This window comes from Pseudovibrio exalbescens DSM 16456 (assembly GCF_000422785.1).
GTDB lineage: Bacteria > Pseudomonadota > Alphaproteobacteria > Rhizobiales > Stappiaceae > Pseudovibrio > Pseudovibrio exalbescens.
The window spans coordinates 220,840-240,681 of sequence record NZ_AUGS01000002.1 but is presented as its reverse complement, the minus strand read 5'-3'; the positions used below and the strand labels follow the sequence as shown (position 1 = coordinate 240,681).

General features: G+C 56.4%; 20 protein-coding genes. All 20 read right to left on the bottom strand.

All coding sequences use genetic code 11. The features are described 5' to 3' along the window. Nucleotides 1-192: 192 nt before the first annotated feature. The 20 genes from trmB to dnaK all read right to left on the bottom strand — a co-directional run bounded on the left by trmB (nucleotide 193) and on the right by dnaK (nucleotide 19,676). Entirely contained in the window at nucleotides 193-891 is a 699-nt protein-coding gene (trmB, locus tag G512_RS19900) for a tRNA (guanosine(46)-N7)-methyltransferase TrmB (RefSeq protein ID WP_036488383.1), read from the bottom strand. Nucleotides 892-942: 51 nt separating this feature from the next. Beyond that, nucleotides 943-2,127 (bottom strand): methionine adenosyltransferase, encoded by a 1,185-nt coding sequence (gene metK / locus G512_RS0103600; protein WP_028480522.1) that lies wholly within the window; start codon nucleotides 2,125-2,127, stop codon nucleotides 943-945. A gap of 127 nt (nucleotides 2,128-2,254) precedes the next feature. Then, the gene (locus tag G512_RS0103595) at nucleotides 2,255-2,662 is read right to left on the bottom strand and encodes a helix-turn-helix domain-containing protein (protein WP_028480521.1); all 408 of its coding nucleotides are present in this window, start codon (nucleotides 2,660-2,662) and stop codon (nucleotides 2,255-2,257) included. Between the two features lie 182 nt (nucleotides 2,663-2,844). Beyond that, nucleotides 2,845-4,464: an apolipoprotein N-acyltransferase gene (lnt, locus tag G512_RS0103590; RefSeq protein WP_051268853.1), complete on the bottom strand. Its 1,620-nt coding sequence runs from the start codon at nucleotides 4,462-4,464 to the stop codon at nucleotides 2,845-2,847. Between the two features lie 36 nt (nucleotides 4,465-4,500). Beyond that, on the bottom strand, nucleotides 4,501-5,652 hold the full coding sequence (locus G512_RS19895; protein WP_051268852.1) for a transporter associated domain-containing protein: 1,152 nt from the start codon (nucleotides 5,650-5,652) through the stop codon (nucleotides 4,501-4,503). Nucleotides 5,653-5,691: 39 nt separating this feature from the next. Then, nucleotides 5,692-6,201: an rRNA maturation RNase YbeY gene (gene ybeY, locus G512_RS0103580; RefSeq protein ID WP_028480519.1), complete on the bottom strand. Its 510-nt coding sequence runs from the start codon at nucleotides 6,199-6,201 to the stop codon at nucleotides 5,692-5,694. Further along, nucleotides 6,188-7,225 carry a PhoH family protein gene (locus G512_RS0103575; protein ID WP_036488537.1) on the bottom strand — a complete coding sequence of 346 codons (1,038 nt, stop codon included), beginning with the start codon at nucleotides 7,223-7,225 and terminating at the stop codon, nucleotides 6,188-6,190. Before G512_RS0103575 ends, ybeY begins: the two co-directional genes overlap by 14 nt. A 114-nt stretch (nucleotides 7,226-7,339) precedes the next feature. After that, nucleotides 7,340-8,752 (bottom strand): tRNA (N6-isopentenyl adenosine(37)-C2)-methylthiotransferase MiaB, encoded by a 1,413-nt coding sequence (gene miaB / locus G512_RS0103570; protein ID WP_028480517.1) that lies wholly within the window; start codon nucleotides 8,750-8,752, stop codon nucleotides 7,340-7,342. A gap of 57 nt (nucleotides 8,753-8,809) precedes the next feature. After that, nucleotides 8,810-9,700 carry a lysophospholipid acyltransferase family protein gene (locus tag G512_RS19890; RefSeq protein WP_036488380.1) on the bottom strand — a complete coding sequence of 297 codons (891 nt, stop codon included), beginning with the start codon at nucleotides 9,698-9,700 and terminating at the stop codon, nucleotides 8,810-8,812. Between the two features lie 5 nt (nucleotides 9,701-9,705). Next, complete coding sequence (locus G512_RS0103560) at nucleotides 9,706-10,122, bottom strand: Fur family transcriptional regulator (RefSeq protein ID WP_208974925.1); 417 nt, start codon at nucleotides 10,120-10,122, stop codon at nucleotides 9,706-9,708. A 77-nt stretch (nucleotides 10,123-10,199) separates the two neighbouring features. Then, nucleotides 10,200-10,688: a ribosomal protein S18-alanine N-acetyltransferase gene (gene rimI, locus G512_RS0103555; protein ID WP_028480515.1), complete on the bottom strand. Its 489-nt coding sequence runs from the start codon at nucleotides 10,686-10,688 to the stop codon at nucleotides 10,200-10,202. Beyond that, nucleotides 10,685-11,365, bottom strand: a complete 681-nt coding sequence (gene tsaB / locus G512_RS0103550) for a tRNA (adenosine(37)-N6)-threonylcarbamoyltransferase complex dimerization subunit type 1 TsaB (protein ID WP_028480514.1) — start codon at nucleotides 11,363-11,365, stop codon at nucleotides 10,685-10,687. Before tsaB ends, rimI begins: the two co-directional genes overlap by 4 nt. Before the next feature lie 129 nt (nucleotides 11,366-11,494). Beyond that, complete coding sequence (locus G512_RS0103545; RefSeq protein ID WP_028480513.1) at nucleotides 11,495-12,055, bottom strand: NifU family protein; 561 nt, start codon at nucleotides 12,053-12,055, stop codon at nucleotides 11,495-11,497. A 166-nt stretch (nucleotides 12,056-12,221) separates the two neighbouring features. Continuing rightward, nucleotides 12,222-12,716, bottom strand: coding sequence for a universal stress protein (locus tag G512_RS0103540; protein ID WP_028480512.1), 495 nt, complete (start codon nucleotides 12,714-12,716; stop codon nucleotides 12,222-12,224). A 90-nt stretch (nucleotides 12,717-12,806) separates the two neighbouring features. Further along, a complete protein-coding gene (gene hslU, locus G512_RS0103535; protein WP_028480511.1) occupies nucleotides 12,807-14,114 on the bottom strand; it encodes an ATP-dependent protease ATPase subunit HslU in 1,308 nt (435 codons plus the stop codon). Nucleotides 14,115-14,193: 79 nt separating this feature from the next. Next, complete coding sequence (gene hslV / locus G512_RS0103530) at nucleotides 14,194-14,763, bottom strand: ATP-dependent protease subunit HslV (RefSeq protein ID WP_028480510.1); 570 nt, start codon at nucleotides 14,761-14,763, stop codon at nucleotides 14,194-14,196. Nucleotides 14,764-14,874: 111 nt separating this feature from the next. Continuing rightward, a complete protein-coding gene (locus tag G512_RS0103525; protein ID WP_028480509.1) occupies nucleotides 14,875-15,465 on the bottom strand; it encodes an NADPH-dependent FMN reductase in 591 nt (196 codons plus the stop codon). A gap of 65 nt (nucleotides 15,466-15,530) precedes the next feature. Next, a complete protein-coding gene (locus G512_RS0103520; RefSeq protein WP_028480508.1) occupies nucleotides 15,531-16,139 on the bottom strand; it encodes a class I SAM-dependent methyltransferase in 609 nt (202 codons plus the stop codon). A 69-nt stretch (nucleotides 16,140-16,208) separates the two neighbouring features. Continuing rightward, entirely contained in the window at nucleotides 16,209-17,339 is a 1,131-nt protein-coding gene (dnaJ, locus tag G512_RS0103515; protein WP_028480507.1) for a molecular chaperone DnaJ, read from the bottom strand. A gap of 414 nt (nucleotides 17,340-17,753) precedes the next feature. Next, complete coding sequence (gene dnaK / locus G512_RS0103510) at nucleotides 17,754-19,676, bottom strand: molecular chaperone DnaK (RefSeq protein ID WP_028480506.1); 1,923 nt, start codon at nucleotides 19,674-19,676, stop codon at nucleotides 17,754-17,756. Nucleotides 19,677-19,842 lie beyond the last annotated feature (166 nt).

Sequence of the window (19,842 nt, the reverse complement as noted above, 5' to 3'; positions counted from 1 at the left end):
CTTGACGCCCCCTGAGTATCAACCTGAGCCTTCTGACCGGCTCAGGTAATAAAAAAGAGCGGGTCCGTCCGGGCCCACTCTCCTATCGCTCTTTACGAGCCGGATGAGAACTCTTGAGCGCAATATAGTCATTTACCTGAGGGATGCAACAAAAAAGACACCGATCCAGACATCGGTGTTCGTCCTTCCTGTTCAAGGACGATCCGGCACCCGCAAGAAAGTCAAATACCGACCGATGCGCCCTTCGCGTATGGCCTTGCGCTCATACCGCGTTCCCGGCCAATTCGCCCACGGGGTGCGCCAATCTGCAGGCCGCTCTGCGGTCCACTCGAAAGCCGGATGGTCCCGGCAATGAGCCAGAGTCCAGTCCACATAGGTATCAATGTCGCTGGCAAATCGATAGTGGCAACCGGGCTTCAAAACGCGAGCAATACGGGTCAGATTTACCGGATTAACAAAACGCCGCTTCCAGTGTTTTTTCTTGGGCCACGGATCTGGATAAAGCTGATAGACGCCATCGACCGCACCCGCCGGCATCCAGTCCAACAGTTTTACTGCATCATCGTAAAACAACCGTACGTTCTTGAGATCATCATCGGCAATGCCCGTCAACGCCTTGGCCATGCCGCTCTGAAATGGCTCACAACCGATATACCCGATCTCAGGATTTTCGCGCGCTCGATGCAGCAGGTGCTCAGATCCGCCAAAGCCGATCTCAAGCCAGACTTCTTTGACGGGAACATCAAAAAGCTCCGCGAGATTTGACGGAGCCGGTTGTTCCAAATCAACTGCGATGGTGGGTAGAAAATCGGTCAGCAATCGGGCCTGTCGATCCCGTAACGGCTTGCCGACCCGGCGGCCAAAGAAAGAGCCTGAGTAATGATCTGTCATTGCATTTTTGTCCCGGTCGGCCTGAGACCGACCGGGGAATTTCCTTCGCAGTTAAGCGTATTCTTTTTCCAGCAGTTGGTGCAGCGTATGCACCAGATCGACACGCTCCCAAGAGAAGCCGCCGTCCTGCTCTGCCTCACGACCAAAGTGGCCGTAGGCTGCTGTACGCTCGTAGATCGGCTTGTTCAAGCTCAAATGCTGACGAATACCCCGCGGCGTAAGGCTCATGACCTGACGCAGAGCACGTTCGATCGCCTCATTGGAGGCTTTACCGGTACCGTGAGTGTCTACAAAAACGGACTGCGGCTCTGCAATACCGATCGCGTAGGACAACTGAATGGTACACCGGTCCGCCAGATCAGCCGCAACCACGTTCTTGGCCAGATAGCGGGCCGCATACGCCGCAGAACGGTCAACCTTGGTCGGATCCTTACCGGAAAATGCGCCGCCGCCATGCGGAGCTGCGCCACCATAAGTATCCACGATGATCTTGCGACCCGTCAGGCCACAATCACCATCGGGACCACCAATCACGAACTTGCCCGTCGGATTGATGTGCCAAACCGTTTCCGGCTTGATCCATTCAGCAGGCAACGCCGCGCGAATGTATGGCTCAACCACGTCGCGCACATCAGCCGACGTCATTGTTGGATCAATGTGCTGGGTCGACAGCACGATGGAAGAAACAGCAACAGGCTTGCCGTCTTCATAACGCACAGTGACCTGGCTCTTCGCATCCGGGCCAAGCGTTGGCTCATTGCCGGATTTGCGGGCCTCGGCCAGCAGCTTCAAGATCTTGTGGGAATACAGGATCGGAGCAGGCATCAGTTCCGGGGTCTCGCGGCATGCGTAACCGAACATGATGCCCTGGTCCCCGGCACCTTCATCCTTTTCGCCGGCTGCATCCACGCCCTGAGCAATATCGACGGACTGGTCATGCAACAGCACTTCGATATCAACGTTTTCCCAATGGAAACCGTCTTGCTCGTAGCCGATGTCGCGAACAGCCAATCGGGCCAGATGCGCCAGATATTCTTTTGTAATGGAAGCGGGACCGCGGGTTTCCCCTGCGATGATCAACTTGTTTGTGGTTGCCATGGTTTCAGCGGCAACACGCGCTTCCGGCATTTCGCGCAGGAAGGCATCCACAATTGCGTCCGAGATACGGTCGCATACTTTATCAGGGTGTCCCTCGGAGACGGACTCCGAGGTGAAGTAATAGCTTTGACGAGCCATTGGCAAACGTCCTTCTGGGAAGATAAACAAAAAAGAAGCGACGGAACCCCGTCGCCTCGTCTTTAATGAACCAAGGGCCTACCGAAGGTCAAGCCTAAGTTTCCACAGTCGCCACATATCGTGAAAACTACGCATCCTCACCGGCCAAGCTCTTGACAAGCTCCACCAGCTTCCTGCGTACCTTCGGGTCTTCAATGCGCACAAAAGCCTTGTTCAGCGCCAAGCCGTCGGAAGACGAAAGAAAATCAACGACATAGGTGGTTTGCGGATTATCCCCTACCCCTTGCGCTTCCTCAGGAGAGCCCGGCGCGTCTTCAAAGAAAAATGCTACAGGCACTTTCAAAATCGTCGCTATGTGCTGCAACCGACTGGCGCCAATGCGATTGGTGCCTTTTTCATACTTCTGGATCTGCTGGAAAGTGATGCCCAAGCTCTCACCGAGCTTTTCCTGGCTCATGCCAAGCATCATACGCCGCAGCCGAACACGACTGCCGACGTGAACATCGATGGGATTTGGTGCCTTCTTACTGGCCATTGCTACGGCCCTCTTCTGTCATGGTTGTGGTCGATTACCGTCAGTGTTTTTTGAAAAAACCTTCTTGTGAGGCTTTCGTTGTTATTTGGCAGTGCATTTTGTCAGCAACACACTTCGCCTATTTCGCGAACTGGTCGGTGACTTTCACGCAAGCCTATGTTGACGACATTTACCGCCTCGCGTCAATCTCTACGAGCAGGTAAAAGCGCTCCAAATACCAATAGGAGACAAACACAACCTAGAATAAATAGTACAGAAATCCAGTCACCCCACTTCGCATAGAGTGTAGGCCTCAGTAGTTTTGGCAGGCGATCTTTAATAGATCCTGTCGAATTCAAAGCAACTTGCGATAGTATATCTCCAAGCGGACTTATCACTGCGGATATACCTGTGTTCGCTGCACGTATCACCGGGATTCCCTGCTCAACGGCGCGCATACGCGCCTGTATGAGATGTTGGTAGGGACCAAAACTTTCCCCAAACCAGCCGTCATTGGTTATATTTGCTATGAATTGAGGCCTTTCAGCGATCTCAAGGCGAGTTTGAGGAAAAATTGCCTCATAACAGACCAATGGTTGGAATAGGCCAATGCCGGGTATGTCCATCGATCTGTAGCGAAAGCCTGGTGTGAAATCGCTGGGAGCGGGCACCAAGCGATCCACACCAATAGATTGCAAAACCGTGCGCAATGGCAAGTATTCACCGAAGGGGACCAAGCGAACCTTATCATAAACATCACTTATGATTCCCTCGTTATCAATGAGGTAAACACTATTATAAAAAACAGGGTTTCCCTCGCCTTGATAGCCTGACCGAATACCTCCGGTCACAAGGTAAGTATTCTGTGGAATGATGTCTGCAATCGCAGCAAGCGCTCCAGGCTCCTGTGTCAGTAGAAATGGAAATGCGGATTCGGGCCAGAAAACCAGGGTTGGGTTTGCCCCCGCTTCTCTATCGGCCAATGCGTCCCGTGTCTGGGAAAGATACGCAGGCAACAGCCGGTTCCGGTTTTCTGGTTTCCATTTCTCACTTTGCGGTATGTTGGGTTGAATGATCACAATATCTACTGAATCAAGTTCAAGTTCGGTGGTGTTCAAACGCCAAAACCCGAGACTTGTTGCCCCTATCACAAGTAGTAGGCACACCGTCAGCAGCGGCAAGGAACGCCCTTCTTTTTTGCCATTCAACAGTGCAGCAGGGGCAGATGCCACCAAAACCACGAGAAACGACAGTCCAAACAAGCCGAGATAGGCCGCCAGCTGTATGAGACTGTCGTTTTGAGCAACAGCATAGCCCCAGGAGTTCCATGGAAAGCCCGTAAATGCGTGCGCCCGAACAAAATCTGAGAGTGTGAGCGCGACGGCCAGCGCCACGACGCGGTTGGGACCTGCTCCCCAGACAAAACTGGCCAGACTGAGCGAGAACGCAGAAAACAGCGCTAGCCCGGCTGGCAAAATGACCACCGCGAACGGCATCATCCACGCATAAACGTCGGCCTCTACGAGAAAGGCTTCACCAATCCAGCTCAACCCCACGAGGAAAAAACCGAAGGAAAACCACCAGCCGACCGCAAAGAAGCCGAGCGCCTTTTTTCGAGTATCGCCCTGTGCAGCCACTCGCGTACCGTCCAGCACCCACACCAGCGCCGGAAACACCAGCATCAGCAGAGGGAACAAACCGAACGGAGGCATGGAAAAAGCTGCGATGACTCCCAGCAAAAAGCAGAGCCCGGCGCGCCTCAGCCCCCAAGACAACAGAAACGGCTGCGCCAGCCGCTCGGCAAAAAGCGTCAAGGTTGTCATCTGTCTCTTACTTGCCCCAACAAATAAAGAGGCCGCCTACTCGGCGGCCTCTGCACGTTTGCTTCGCGTCCGTACAGCCGCCGCTCGCTGGTCATGGCGGCGCTTGTAAACTTTCAAGCGTTTGATACGACGCGGATCCGCGTCCATCACTTCAAATTCATATCCCGGCAAATGCCGATCTGAAATCAACTCGCCGCGTACCGGCACCCGTCCCAGCAGAGTAAACAGCAGCCCGCCCAGCGTGTCGACATCTTCGGCCAGTTCCTCAAGGTCCCAGCCAGTCTTGATTTCCTCTTCCAGGTCATCCAGATCGATCCGCGGATCAACGGCCCACACTCCGTCGCGCAAAGAAGTGATCATCGCTTCTTCGGCTTCGTCGTGCTCGTCTTCAATGTCGCCAACAACCGTCTCGACAATATCTTCCAACGAAACAAGGCCATCGGTGCCACCGTACTCATCAATAACCAAAGCCATCTGCACGCGTGTTACCTGCATCTGCTTCATCAGGTCTGAAGAGGACATGGAGGGCGGAACGAAATGCAAAGGACGCACCAGCCCGGTCTCGCACAGGGGACGGGACAGATCCACAGTGGCCAGATTCATAACCTCTGCTGCGGTGTCCTTGCCGTTGCTGCCGTTTTCCAGACGCTCGCCGTTCTTTCTACGGCCATTGCGTTTGGGTGCCCCGGCTTGCTCGGCAATGTAGGCCATCAAGTCCTTGATGTGCACCATGCCGCGTGGGTCATCCAGGTTTTCATGATAAACCGGCATGCGGGAATGCCCGGATTCTCTGAAGTATTCCATCAAATCGGCAATGGCCACCGTGTCTTCCACGGCCTGAATGTCGGCCCGCGGGATCATCACGTCTTCGACGCGAGAGCCGCGCAATTGCAGGATATTGGCAAGAAGCTCGCGCTCGTCAGCCGTAAAGGCCGTGTCATCGCCATGCGTTTCGCGCGACAGCTCGTCTTCAAGGTTTTCCCGCAAAGACCCCGCCTTGTTCCGGCGATGCCGTCGAAACGACGTGAAGAGATTTGTCAGCCCGGCCCAAAAACCGGGCTTGATCTCTGGTGGTTCGGCCTGATCGTCAGCGGCTATCTGCGCGGACGAACTCGAGTCCTCCGGGTTATTATCATTTCCGTAGGAGGTCTCCCCTCCGTCGGTACTTCGCGGTTCAGAACCTGTCATCTCTTTCTCATAGGTACCGTGGACGTGTGTCCGACGGGGTTACGTGTCAGCGCTCAATGGCGCATCTGCATATGGATCCGGAACGCCAATCGAGGCGAGGATCTCTCGCTCGAACTGCTCCATCTCCTCGGCTTCCTCGTCTATTTGGTGATCGAAACCGAAAAGGTGAAGTGTTCCATGCACCAGAAGATGGGTTAAATGGTCATCAAATGGGATACCCATCTCTGCGGCTTCCCGCTCCACAGTTTGCCGAGCGATAACGATGTCGCCCAGCAACGGTCCAAACGGCGGTTCATCTTCATCTCCGCCGGGAAACGAAAGCACGTTGGTCGGCTTGTCTTTACCGCGCCATTCCCTGTTCAGCTGTTGTATTGCCTCATCGCAGGTGAATACAAGTGAAATCTCAGAGTGCGGGACCACTTCAAGCGCGGCGCCGCGGAACGCTGCCGCGATTGCCCGATCACACAAACCACGCAGTTTGTCCTCGTCGGCCCAGCCATCGGTTTCGATGAGCAGATCAAGCTCAACCGGCAACTCACTTGCGCTCATTGACGGTTTCTTCCTGCTTTTCTTCCTGTTTGGCGGCTTCTCGTGCCTCGGAACGACGGCGCCCTTCTTCATCATAGGCATGAACGATGCGGGCAACCAGTTCGTGGCGTACCACGTCCGTTTCGGAAAAACGTACGGTGGAGACGCCTTCCACGCCATTCAGGATCTTCAAGGCCTCGCGAAGCCCCGACATCTGGCCCGGTGGCAAGTCCACCTGCGACGGATCTCCGGTCACAATCATCTTGGAATTCTCACCAAGACGGGTGAGGAACATCTTCATCTGCATGGACGTGGTGTTTTGTGCTTCATCAAGCACAACAACCGCGTTGGAAAGCGTACGACCGCGCATGAATGCCAGCGGCGCGACTTCGATCATGCCGCTCTCCAAACCGCGCTCCAACTTTTCCGGAGACATCATGTCGCTCAGGCCATCATAAAGCGGGCGCAGGTATGGATCCACCTTCTCCTTCATGTCGCCGGGCAGGAAGCCCAGGCGCTCGCCCGCTTCCACAGCCGGGCGAGACAGGATCATGCGGTCAATCTCGCCGCGCTCCAAAAGCGCCGCCGCATAGGCTACGGCCAGATAGGTCTTGCCTGTTCCGGCTGGTCCCACACCGAACGTCAGATCACAGCGATCCATGGCACGGATATAGGCATCCTGCGTGGGTGTGCGGGCGATCAGCGTCTTGCGGCGCGTGGATATCTGCGCGAAGGCCAAGCGCGATTTGGGCTGCTCGATGGTCGGCAATTCCAACTGCGCTTCCGCCGCTTCCGCCATTCGGATCGCGCCGTCAACATCGCCTGGATGCACTTCGTGGCCCTTTTGCAAACGGGCATAAAGGGCCTCCAGCGTCAGCTTTGCCTGCTCACAGCCAGACTTGCTGCCGCGGATCGTGACCTGATTGCCACGTGCCACGGCATCAACGCCGATACGCTGTTCAATGAGCGCCAGATTTTGATCAAACTGACCGAACAGGTCGCCGACCAGTCGGTTGTCCTCGAATGCCAGAACCACATGCATCATATCTGACGCGGCTGCGGGTCGCATGTTCGCCTGCGAAGCAGGTTTGGCTTGGGCTGTGCCCTTCAATCAATGCCTCCGTATAACCTGCGCTCATCGCGCCGTTTCATCATGCCCTTAAATCAGTCTGGCTTCCAGACTATTTGCTGTACTGCTGACAATTTCTACCGTGGCCATTTCACCGTAAAGCTCGGCGGGCGCATTTACGTGAACGGGTTGCAACCAAGGAGACCGACCCGCCAACTGGCCTTCCCGGCGGCCCATTTTCTCGAACAGAACCTCAATGTTCTGGCCGACAAGAGACGCATTGAATGCCTGTTGCTGCTGAGCCAGAAGCGCCTGAAGCTCGCTAAGCCGTTCACTTTTAACGCTTTCCTCAACTTGCTCTTCCAACAGTGCCCCAGGCGTTCCCGGACGCGGGCTGTACTTGAAAGAAAAGGCGGAGGCATAGCCAACCCGCTCCACCAGATCCATCGTATCGCGGAAGTCCTGGTCCGTCTCACCGGGGAAACCGACAATAAAATCACCTGACATGGCGATGTCTTCACGTGCCTCACGAATTCTGTCGATGAGACGGAAATATTCATCGCGGGTGTGTTTGCGGTTCATGGCTTTCAAGATGGCGTCAGAACCGGACTGCACCGGCAGATGCAGGTACGGCATCAGAATGTCCAGATCACGGTGTGCAGCGATCAGCGCATCATCCATGTCTCGTGGATGCGATGTGGTATAACGCAGGCGGGTGATGCCATCGACCTTGGCCAATTCGAACAGTAATTCCCCAAGGCCCCACTCGCGTCCGTCCGGACCTTCACCGTGCCAGGCGTTCACGTTTTGGCCAAGAAGCGTCACTTCCCGGACGCCAGCGCCGGCCAAGCGGCGGGCCTCACCGACAATTTGCTCCACACTGCGGGAGACTTCCGCGCCGCGGGTATAAGGCACCACACAGAAAGTACAGAACTTGTCGCAGCCTTCCTGAACGGTTAGGAACGAGGTGACACCCCGCTTGCGAACCGCTTCCTTTGTCGGCTTGGCGAGGTGTTCGAATTTTTCCTCGATATCAAACTCTGTTTCAACAACCTTGGATCCGTTGGAGGCGCGATTCAGCAGTTCGGGCAATCGGTGGTAGCTCTGCGGGCCAACCACAAGGTCCACGACCGGTGCGCGGCGCGAGATTTCTGCCCCTTCAGCCTGCGCGACACAACCCGCGACGGAGACCATCATCTGCTTGCCATCCTTGGCTTTTTCTTCCTTGAGCTTGCGAATGCGACCAAGCTCGGAATACACCTTTTCCGCGGCCTTCTCCCGAATGTGACAGGTATTGAGAATGACCAGATCCGCCTCTTCCATGGCGTCGGTCGCTTCATATCCGTCATTGGTCAGCGCGTCGGTCATCCGGTCTGAATCATACACATTCATCTGACAGCCATAGGTTTTCACGAAAACCTTGCGTGACGCCTTCGTGGCGCTGGCCTCCGGAGTGGCTTGAACGTCGGCTTCGGCAGATTTTTCTTGGTTCAGATGTTCCATTTAGTCCTCAGGGTGCCCGGCAGTTCGGCACTGAAACTGGTGTCTTGGACAGCCGCCCTAACTGGCGACCTCCGCGTCTTCGTTTGCGTCAGCTTTAATCGTTTTTTGCCCGCTTGAGAAGGCGGTGCGTTCATTTGCGTTCGTTTGAACGAAATGCGTATTTTCTGCGCCCGTCAGCGCAGCCGTAGCCATGGTGCGCACATCGCGCTCCAAAGCCTGGGTGAGCTGCTTGCGATTGAACGCCCCGTCCAGCGGAATGGGCTCGCCCCATGTAAGCTGCACATCAAGGCCGCCTTCCTTTAGCAGCGCCCACAGATGCCCCGGCAATTCCATGTCGCCATACCAGGCGACATGCGGTCGCCAGAAGCGCCCCATCGGCATGCCCTGCAAGTGGGTATAGCTGATGGCCAGTGGTTGCACCCACGCTTTATCCCCGTCCCCTTGGTCCATGGCATGATGGACAGCACCAATCAAGGCTGAGCGAAACGGGAGCACCTCATTGCCATTACTCGATGTCCCTTCTGCAAACAGCACCATGGCGTCGCCCTGGGCCATTCGATCCGCAACTTCCCGCGTTACCTTGCCCGTATGGCTGCGGCGATTGCGGTTGACGAAGACCGAGCGTTGTAACTTGGCAAAAAGGCCAAAAACAGGCCAAGAGGCCACTTCAGATTTCGCAATGAAGCTGAGAGGTGCGGTCTGTCCCAAAACGACAATGTCCAGCCACGACACATGGTTGGCGGCCACCAGAAGCGGACGATGGGTCACCATGTGCCCACGCTGGCGGACCCGCAATCCCATCAACCGTCGCGCAATGCGATGCCATAGCAAGGGAAGAAACCGCTGCAGTCGAAGGTTCAGGCGCATTGCGATCCATTGCAGGGGGATCAGGACCAGCGTTGCAATTGTCAGAGCAAGAATAATGACAACTGCTTTGGCTGAATGCATGTAGATCAGGCCTCTTTATCGTCAGACAGGGGGACGCCGTACAATTCCAACCGATGATCAATGAGCTTGAATCCGAGCTTGCGCGCCACTTCTTCCTGAATGCGCTCGATTTCCTCGCTGCGGAATTCAATCACGTTGCCGGTTCTCAGATCTATCAGGTGATCATGATGTTCTTCTGACACTGGTTCATAGCGCGACCGTCCATCCCGGAAATCATGGCGCTCGATGATGCCTGCATCCTCAAACAGCTTGACCGTGCGATAAACAGTGGAAATGGAGATCTTGGGATCGATCTCAACGGCACGCCGGTACAGCTCTTCCACATCGGGATGGTCTTCGGCTGCCTGAATGACATCGGCGATGACGCGGCGCTGATCGGTCATGCGCATACCCTTGTGGGCGCAGAGCTCAATAAGTGTCATTTCGTTCTCAGCAACCATGGAATTCCGTACCTCAATGCCGGTTGTACGTGGCGAAGTTCAATGTGACTGCCCTGCGATTACCGGAGTTCGCAGCGCATGACAAGCGCTGTCCCACTGCCTTCGCTCGCAGAATAGTAGCCTTTGCGCACACCGACCTGCTTGAACCCCAGTTTTTTGTAGAGCGTGACGGCCGCCGTGTTCGCTTCATCCACCTCCAGAAATAGCACTTCGGCGCGCTCGGAATAAAGGCGGAATATCCCGTCATGCATCAGCTTGCGCGCGATGCCACGCCCTCGATGACGAGGATGAACGGCAATCGTCAGCACTTCGGCCTCTCCTGCAACCGATCTGATAGCGAGAAAACCCACAAGCTCGCGCCGTTGCGGCGTGGACCCGACCCAGGCTGCCAAGAAGAATACACCGATCTGGCCATACAGCGAAGCAAGCTCCGCCGTTCCCCATCCATGTGTGAAACATGCAGAATGGATGTTGGCAAGTTCGGGCAGATCGTGTTGCTGGGCTTCCTCTATGACCGGGAGCTGGGTTTTGAACCAGCTTAGGCTCATTGCCGAATGACCCTTCCCTTTTCCTGGGGCTTGGCGTCGGGCGGCCGCAGATAGAGCGGCATGGGGGCCTTCTGCGGCACGGGCGCATTCAATCCAAGGCGAGCAACAAACTCAATGTTTGCATGAGCTGCCTCGCTCCGAACGGCTTCGGTATCAATGCCTGAGGTCTTGGCAATGGCCAAAGCCGCAGATCCGGCAAGCAACGTATTGTCTGGCAAGTCGTGCGCCAGATCCTTGACGGTTGACACCTTGGCCTCCCCCAGAGGGGTGGCTTGCGGAGTAAAGGACTGGCAATAGACCTCGTCGCGACGCGCATCCAGTGCCACCAGCAACGGCCGATCGTTGGCAGGATGAACAAGCACTTCTGCCGCAATGGCGGTGAGCGTTGTCACCGGAACGACAGGCTTGCCAAGCACCAGACCAAAGCCGCGCGCAATCGATAGTCCTATACGCAAACCGGTAAAACTGCCCGGACCAACATTGACCACAATACGGTCAAGACCATTGAAGGTTGTCGAGGACTCTGCCATCACCCCCGAGACCATGCTCATGATACGTTCGGCATGCCCTCGGCCCAGATCCTCGCTCTGGGCGACAAGAGTTTCCTCCCCGTTTTCAAAGTTTAAAACGGCGGCAGCGCAGGAACTCAGTGCTGTATCAATCGCAAGCAGTTTCATAGAATTCGGCTTACCGTCCGCCGCAGTTTTTGTCGAGCAACCATTAAGTTCTAGCCCATAAGTCTTGATCGTATTATCCCCGACAGTTTTAATGGGTAGGGCTTTACCCAAAGTTACCTTAGAGTAAATCTAAATTTGTCTAACTTCCTGCACTTCCGGAATGAAATGACGCATCAGATTCTGAATACCGTGGCTCAACGTAGCTGTCGATGACGGGCAGCCAGCACAAGCTCCGCGCATGCTCAAATAGACGATGCCTTCCTTGTAGCCCCGGAAGGTAATATCACCGCCATCCTGAGCCACGGCAGGGCGCACACGCGTTTCCAGAAGGTCCTTGATCATGGTAACGGTGTCTTCGTCACCCTCGTCAAAGAACTCGTCACCGGTATCATCGTCACCAGCGGCATCGTTGCGCAAAAGCGGCGCACCGGACATGAAATGTTCCATGATCATGCCGAGGATCGCCGGCCGCAAATGCTGCCAATCGGCGTCATCCTTGGTTACGGTGATGAAATCATGGCCGAAAAAGATTCCAACCACACCCGGGATGGAAAACAGGTTTTCCGCCAGCGGGGATACCGCGGCCTCCTCTGCACTTCGGAAGTCCAGGGTTCCTTCGGACATGACCACCCGTCCCGGCAAGAACTTCAGGGTCGCAGGATTTGGCGTCACTTCGGTCTGGATAAACATAGCGCCTTCCAAAAGGGGTTGGAGACAGCCTCTAATGACAAAGCTGTCCTCGCAGATCGTGTTCTCTTAGATAATTACTATTGCTACTGCCAGCTTCAAGAACGGTTTTCCAATCAACTTTCCGTCTGCTGCGTAGTTCTACCCATAATATGGGGAGAATGCCCGCCTACGCCAGTGCTGCCAGTGCATCATCGTCCAGATTTCCGGGCACGATGGTGATCGGAATTGGAAAAGACCCGGCGGTTTTGCCGGCAATCGACGAAACAAGCGGTCCCGGACCCTCCTTGGAAGTTCCAGCTGCCAACACCAGAGTGGCAATATCCGCGTCGGCATCAATCAAACTCATGATCTCGTCGGACCGCTGCCCTTCACGAATGACCATTTCCGGTTCGGTGCGAGCTGCTGCCCGGACGCGTTCAGCGGCCTTGGCCAGTGTTGTTTCCGCGGTCTCCTGAGCTTCGGCGCGCATGATGTCTTCCACCCCGAGCCAATGCTGAAAATTACCTGGCGCAATCACATAGAGCAATACGACGACCCCACCGGTGCTTGCGGCTCGGCGCGCTGCATAAACTATGGCGCGGCCGCACTCCGGGGTTTCGTCGACAACGACAAGGAATTTGCGTCGATGCCCCTCTTCATTGGCTTTTCGAATGGCTACCATTGTTCCGCTCCAATCCCTTCAGACAGGCGGGCTGGATTAGCCCACCGGTCTCCCTCGCCCGCTCATTTTTACGTCAGTACGGCGCGATGATCAAAGGATGAACTGCGACAGATCAATATTCTTTGCCAGATCACCAATATTGCGCTGGACATATTCTGCGTCGATGACCACGGTTTCCCCCGCCCGATCAGGCGCAGTGAAAGAGATATCATCCAGAATACGTTCCATGACCGTTTGCAAGCGGCGCGCGCCAATGTTTTCGATATTGGCGTTCAGATCCACGGCAAGGGTCGCAATCTCGTCAATGGCGTCCTCAGTGAACTCTACCGTGAGCTCTTCAGTCCCCATCAGAGCCACGTACTGCTTGATGAGGCTGGCCTCCGTATCCGTGAGAATGCAGCGGAAATCATCCCGGGTGAGCGCCTTGAGTTCGACGCGAATGGGCAGGCGGCCTTGCAGTTCCGGTAGAAGATCTGACGGTTTGGACACATGGAACGCGCCAGAAGCGATGAACAGGATGTGGTCCGTTTTTACAGGTCCGTGCTTGGTTGAAACCACAGTGCCTTCAATGAGCGGCAACAGATCACGCTGAACACCTTCTCGGGACACATCCCCGCCGCCGCGGGTATCCTTGGCACAGATCTTGTCGATTTCATCGAGGAAGACGATGCCCGAGTTCTCCACGAGGCTGATGGCCTCCTGCACGATCTTTTCCTCGTCCAGCAGCTTGTCGGATTCTTCCGTGACCAGAAGCTGGTGACTGTCCCGCACCGTTGTGCGCTTGGTCTTGGTTTGCCCGCCAAAGGCCTTACCGAGCATATCGGAAAGATTCATGACGCCAATGCTGCCGCCACCCGGCATGCCGGGAATATCGAAGCTGGGCATTTGCGGCTGGGCGCGCACTTCCACTTCGATTTCCTTTTCGTCCAGTTCCCCTTCACGCAGTTTCTTGCGGAAACTGTCACGGGTTGCAGGACTTGCCCCCTGACCTACGAGGGCATCCAGAACCCGTTCTTCCGCCAGCAGATGCGCTTTGGCTTCCACTTCCTTGCGGCTGCGCTCGCGCACCAACGTGATTCCGGATTCTACGAGATCACGGACAATCTGTTCCACGTCCCGGCCCACGTAGCCAACCTCAGTAAACTTGGTTGCTTCCACCTTGGTAAACGGGGCATTGGCCAGTCTGGCGAGACGGCGCGAGATTTCGGTCTTGCCGACACCGGTTGGCCCGATCATCAAGATGTTCTTGGGCAGAACTTCTTCGCGCAGGCCTTCTTCGAGCTGCTGACGACGCCACCGGTTGCGCAGCGCAATGGCAACAGCGCGTTTTGCGTCGTGCTGACCAATGATGTATCGGTCCAACTCAGATACGATCTCGCGTGGGGAATAATTCGTCATACTATCATCTTTCCCGGCACGGCCAGGTGCCTGTGCGACCCAGCCTGCTGTTTCCTACAATCCTTCACGCCTTGCGCTCTCAGGAAGCGCCAGAGGTATCTTCCAGGGTTTCAATGGTAAGATTGTTGTTGGTGTACACACAAATGTCGGCGGCAATGCCCATGGCCTTGCGGCAAATGTGTTCTGCATCCAGATCTGTATCGACCAGCGCCCGCGCTGCGGACAGCGCGTAGTTGCCGCCTGAGCCAATGCCCATGACGCCCTGTTCCGGCTCAAGCACATCGCCCGTCCCGGTCAGCACCAGCGTGATCTTGGTGTCGGCCACCAGCATCATCGCTTCGAGCCGGCGCAGGTAGCGGTCCGTGCGCCAGTCCTTGGCAAGTTCAACACAGGCACGCATCAACTGGCCGGGGTACTGCTCCAGCTTGGCTTCCAGCCGCTCGAACAACGTGAAGGCGTCCGCCGTTGCGCCAGCAAAGCCGGCAATGACCTCACCCTTGGCCAGTGGGCGCACCTTGCGGGCCGAGCCCTTGATCACGGTTTGGCCCAACGAGACCTGCCCATCACCAGCGATGACGACCTTGCCGCCCTTGCGCACTGTGAGGATTGTTGTGCCATGCCACTGTTGCGGCTCACGTTGTTCACTCATCAAAATACTCCAACTGCTGTTGTGCAGTTCTAAAACCTATCCGTTATCAAGTCACTGGTGTCTTATGTATGCAGCGCAGACGCCGCTGCCAATTGCCAGAGCCGAGATTTCTCAATCAGATCGGATCATCCGGCTTTGAGCTTCCTTGTGCAGCCGCTCCACAAGCAGGGTCAGGCGGCGCTGGGTCTGCTCGTTGGCCAGATCTCCGTTTTCGGCAAAAGCCTTGCCGGCATAGTTTACCGTGATCATGTCCGGCAGCACCGTGCAGCCAAGGCCGATTTCCAACACCGTGCGCAGATGAATAAGGCCGCGCATGGTGCCATGCAGGCCCGGCGAGGCGCCGCCAACGGCATAAATGCTTTTGCGGAAGACCGAAAGCGGCTGTTCTCCCTCGTCGCGTACACGGCTGATCCAGTCGAGCGTGTTCTTCAACAAGGGGGTAATGGAGCTGTTATATTCCGGCGAGGCAATGAAGATGCCGTCATGGGTCTCGAACAACCGTTTCAACTTCACCGCGTTTTCAGGCACACCCTTTTCATCTTCCAGATCGCCGTTATAGAGCGGCAGCGGATAGTCCTCCAGATTGAGGCGCGTCACCTCCGCGTTCTCCAGCGCCAGATACTTGCCGACCAACGCGGCGAGTTGGTTATTGAAGGATTTTGCACGGGTGGAGCCGGAGACAACGAGAAACTTGGGGGTCATGATATGGCTTCCTTCCTGTTAACGTCGGAGTCTGACTGGCATGAGACCATCAGGCAATGAGGCCTTCAATGGCAAGGGCGGCGATAAACCCAAACACGGGCGGGCGGCAGATTGCGCAATATCCATTGCGAGCGCTCGACGGTCATGTCCGTGCCTTTCACGGATACGGGCGGCGCCAGAGAATAGGAAAACTGGATGAAGGGTGCGCCCGGTGCCAGATATGACAAAGCATGGCGCAAAAATGACACCCGCTGTGCAGAGGGCCGGGTGAGCAACGGCAAACTGGAAACAATGGCGCTCAACGTACCCGGCTGTACATCTGGCAGGGACGTACCGATATCGTAGGCATCGCCGCGCACAACCGAGATCTGCGGAAACTTGTCTTCCAGCGTTCGGCAGAAGTCCGCACTGTACTCCAAAGCGATCACACGCTCCGGAGCCAGGCCGCTGGCCAGCACCGCCTTCGTGACGGCGCCGGTGCCCGGACCCAGTTCCAGAACCGGGGCATCCGTATCCTTGGGTATGTAGCTGGCCATCAGCTGACCCAGATAGCGGCTCGACGGGGCAACCGCGCCAACCGTAAGCGGAGACTCGGCCCATTCAAGGATGAACTGCATGTCTTTTCGAAGCTTTTTCAAGGCGTCCGGCTTTCGACCCTTTATCTCGCTCGACATGCACTTCTCCCTCAACGCGTTACTTATGCGATCATCACCATTGTGTTACACACGACGCGGCGGTTCAGATCAACCCTTCAGGTTCTCAAGAAACTCCTTGGCGCGGGCAAAGAACCCGGTCGATTCCGGATGGTTCTCCCCCGAAGACTCACTTTCGAATTCCTGCAGCAGTTCCCGCTGACGCCTTGTAAGCTTGGTTGGCGTTTCCACTACGACCTGAATGTACATGTCGCCATGCTGGTGGGTGCGCATGATTGGCATGCCCTTGCCGCGCAGACGGAACTGTTTTCCTGTCTGAGTGCTTTCAGGCACCTTCACCCGCGCGGTGGCCGTGTCCAGGCTGGGCACCTCGAACTGACCGCCCAGCGCCGCTGTGGTCATGGAAATCGGCACCCGGCAGAAAATGTCCGCACCGTCGCGCTGGAAGAACTCATGGGGCTTGATGGACAGGAAGATGTAGAGATCCCCTGCCGGCCCGCCGCGCACACCGGCTTCCCCTTCGCCTGCCAGACGGATGCGCGTGCCATCCTCAATGCCGGCCGGAATGTTGACGGACAAGGTGCGGTTCTGCGTCGTGCGTCCCGTTCCGCCACATTTCTCACAGGGGTCCGTGATGATCTCGCCGCGCCCCTGACAGGTCGGACAGGTTCGCTCCATGGTAAAGAAGCCCTGCGCCGCGCGTACGCGCCCCACCCCGCCACAAGTGTTACAGGTGGTGGGCTGGGTACCCGGTTTTGCGCCGGACCCGGAACAATTGTCACAGGTGATGGAAGTGGGAACCTCGATCTCGACTTCCTTGCCGGTGTAAGCCTCTTCCAGCGTGATATCGAGATTGTAACGCAAGTCCGCCCCGCGGCCGCGACCGGGACCACGGCGTGCACCGCCGCCAAAAAACTCATCAAAAATATCGGACATGGCCGAGGCGAAATCAGCCCCATGCGGCCCGGCACCGGCCCCGCCACCAAAGCCGCCGTTCTCGAACGCGGCATGACCATAGCGGTCATAAGCGGCACGGCGCTGCGGATCTTTCAGCGTGTCGTAGGCCTCGTTGGCTTCCTTGAACTTGGCCTCAGCCTCTTCATCCCCTGGATTGCGGTCAGGGTGGTACTTCATCGCGAGCTTGCGATAGGCGCTCTTCAAGGCCTTATCGTCCGCCTCCCGCGATACGCCGAGCACCTCGTAATAGTCCCGTTTCGACATTCTTAAATTCGCTCCAACACTGCAGCAAAGGTCCGGCACGAAGCCGCGCGCTGCCCGTCCTCACAAGAGGTCCGATAACCGGGCCCGCGTCCAATAACAGGTGAGGCGTTCACCCGCACCGACATCTGCTCGTGGTTTCGGGGACCTGTCCCCGTCAATCAACTCTGCTCATCGTGACTGGCCTGACCGGACATGCACAGCTCAGTATCTGATGCCGCATATGGCAAGCGCTTCCCGAAAGTACAAGCCCAAGAGAGCAGACGGGGCTCAACAGGTATCATCCTTGCCAACGCCTGAAGCCCCGAAATCTCAGTAGACCTCAAAATGGCTCGATCCGTCGAATCTGGCGCCGGACCAGAGCCACCTTGAAGCAAGACGCCCCGCCAGAAACTCTCGCGGGGCGTTGATGCTCGATCAGTTCGACTTCTTGTCGTCGTCCTTCACTTCTTCGAAGTCCGCATCGACCACATCATCAACCGGCTTTTGAACATCGCCGTCGTCACCGTCGGCGCCTTCACCAGCTTCAGCTTCCTGAGAAGCCTGATACATGGCCTCACCCAGTTTCATGGAGACTTCCGCAAGGTTCTGCGTCTTGGCCTTGAGGTCTTCAAGGTCGTCGCCTTCCATGGAGGTCTTGAGCGCGGCAAGAGCGGATTCAATCGCGGACTTGTCGTCTGCGCTGACCTTGTCGCCGTATTCCTTCAAGGACTTTTCGGTGGAGTGGTACAGGGCTTCACCCTGGTTCTTGGCTTCCACCAGTTCCTTGCGCTTCTTGTCCTCATCCGCATGAGCCTCGGCATCCTTCACCATCTGCTCAATGTCGGCATCGGACAGACCACCAGATGCCTGAATGCGGATCTGCTGTTCCTTGCCGGTGCCCTTGTCCTTGGCAGACACGTTCACGATGCCGTTGGCGTCGATATCGAAAGTGACTTCAACCTGCGGCACACCGCGCGGTGCTGGCGGAATACCGACCAGATCAAACTGACCAAGCAGCTTGTTGTCCGCGGCCATTTCGCGCTCACCCTGGAACACACGGATAGTTACCGCAGTCTGGTTGTCCTCAGCCGTGGAGAACACCTGGCTCTTCTTGGTCGGGATCGTCGTGTTGCGGTCGATCAGACGTGTGAACACACCGCCCAGTGTCTCAATGCCGAGAGACAGCGGCGTTACGTCCAGAAGCAGAACGTCCTTGACGTCGCCCTGCAGAACGCCAGCCTGAATCGCTGCGCCCATCGCCACAACTTCGTCCGGGTTCACGCCCTTGTGCGGATCCTTGCCGAAGAAGTTCTTTACGGTTTCCTGAACCTTAGGCATGCGGGTCATACCACCAACGAGAACAACCTCGTCGATCTGACCTGCGGCAATGCCAGCGTCCTTGAGAGCCGCCTTCATGGGCTCAACGGTACGCTGAACGAGATCATCCACCAGTTGCTCGAACTTGGCACGTGTCAGCTTCAGCGTCAGGTGCTTCGGACCTGTCTGGTCTGCGGTGATGAACGGCAGGTTTACTTCTGTCTGAGAAGAAGAAGACAGCTCGATCTTTGCCTTTTCCGCAGCTTCCTTCAGACGCTGCAGGGCGAGCTTGTCCTGCTTCAGGTCGATGCCCTGATCCTTCTTGAACTCTTCAGCCAGATAGTCAACGAGACGCATGTCAAAGTCTTCACCACCCAGGAAGGTGTCCCCGTTGGTGGACTTCACTTCAAACACGCCATCGCCAATTTCCAGAATGGACACGTCGAACGTACCACCACCGAGGTCGTAGACTGCGATGGTCTTGCCGTCGTCCTTGTCCATGCCGTAAGCCAGCGCGGCGGCAGTCGGCTCGTTGATGATGCGAAGAACTTCCAGACCAGCAATCTTGCCGGCGTCCTTGGTGGCCTGACGCTGGGCGTCATTGAAGTAAGCCGGAACGGTGATGACCGCCTGCTCCACTTTCTCACCAAGATAGGATTCGGCTGTTTCCTTCATCTTCTGAAGAATGAATGCGGACACCTGAGAGGGCGAGTACTTTTCGCCTTCCGCTTCTACCCAAGCGTCGCCGTTGTCGGCCTTGACGATCTTGTAAGGAACAAGATCCTTGTCCTTACCGACGGTCGGGTCATCATAGCGCCGCCCGATCAAGCGCTTGACGGCAAAGAGCGTATCGGTTGGGTTGGTGACTGCCTGGCGCTTGGCCGGCTGACCCACGAGACGCTCGCCGTCGTCGGTAAATGCCACCATGGAAGGTGTGGTGCGCGCGCCTTCGGCGTTTTCAATCACCTTCGCGGATTTGCCGTCCATTACAGATACGCACGAATTTGTCGTGCCGAGGTCGATACCAATGACCTTTGCCATGTTCTACTCTCCTTTCGGCAGACCGACCGAACCCAAAGGGCGTTCGGATAAAGCTGCATTGCATGCGACAGCCGGTCCCCACTTACAGATTTTTTGACCCGCCCTTGTGCGGGCCGAAACGTCACAGCGTATATAAGGGGGGTCGTTTTCGCTCGCAAGTGCCTGA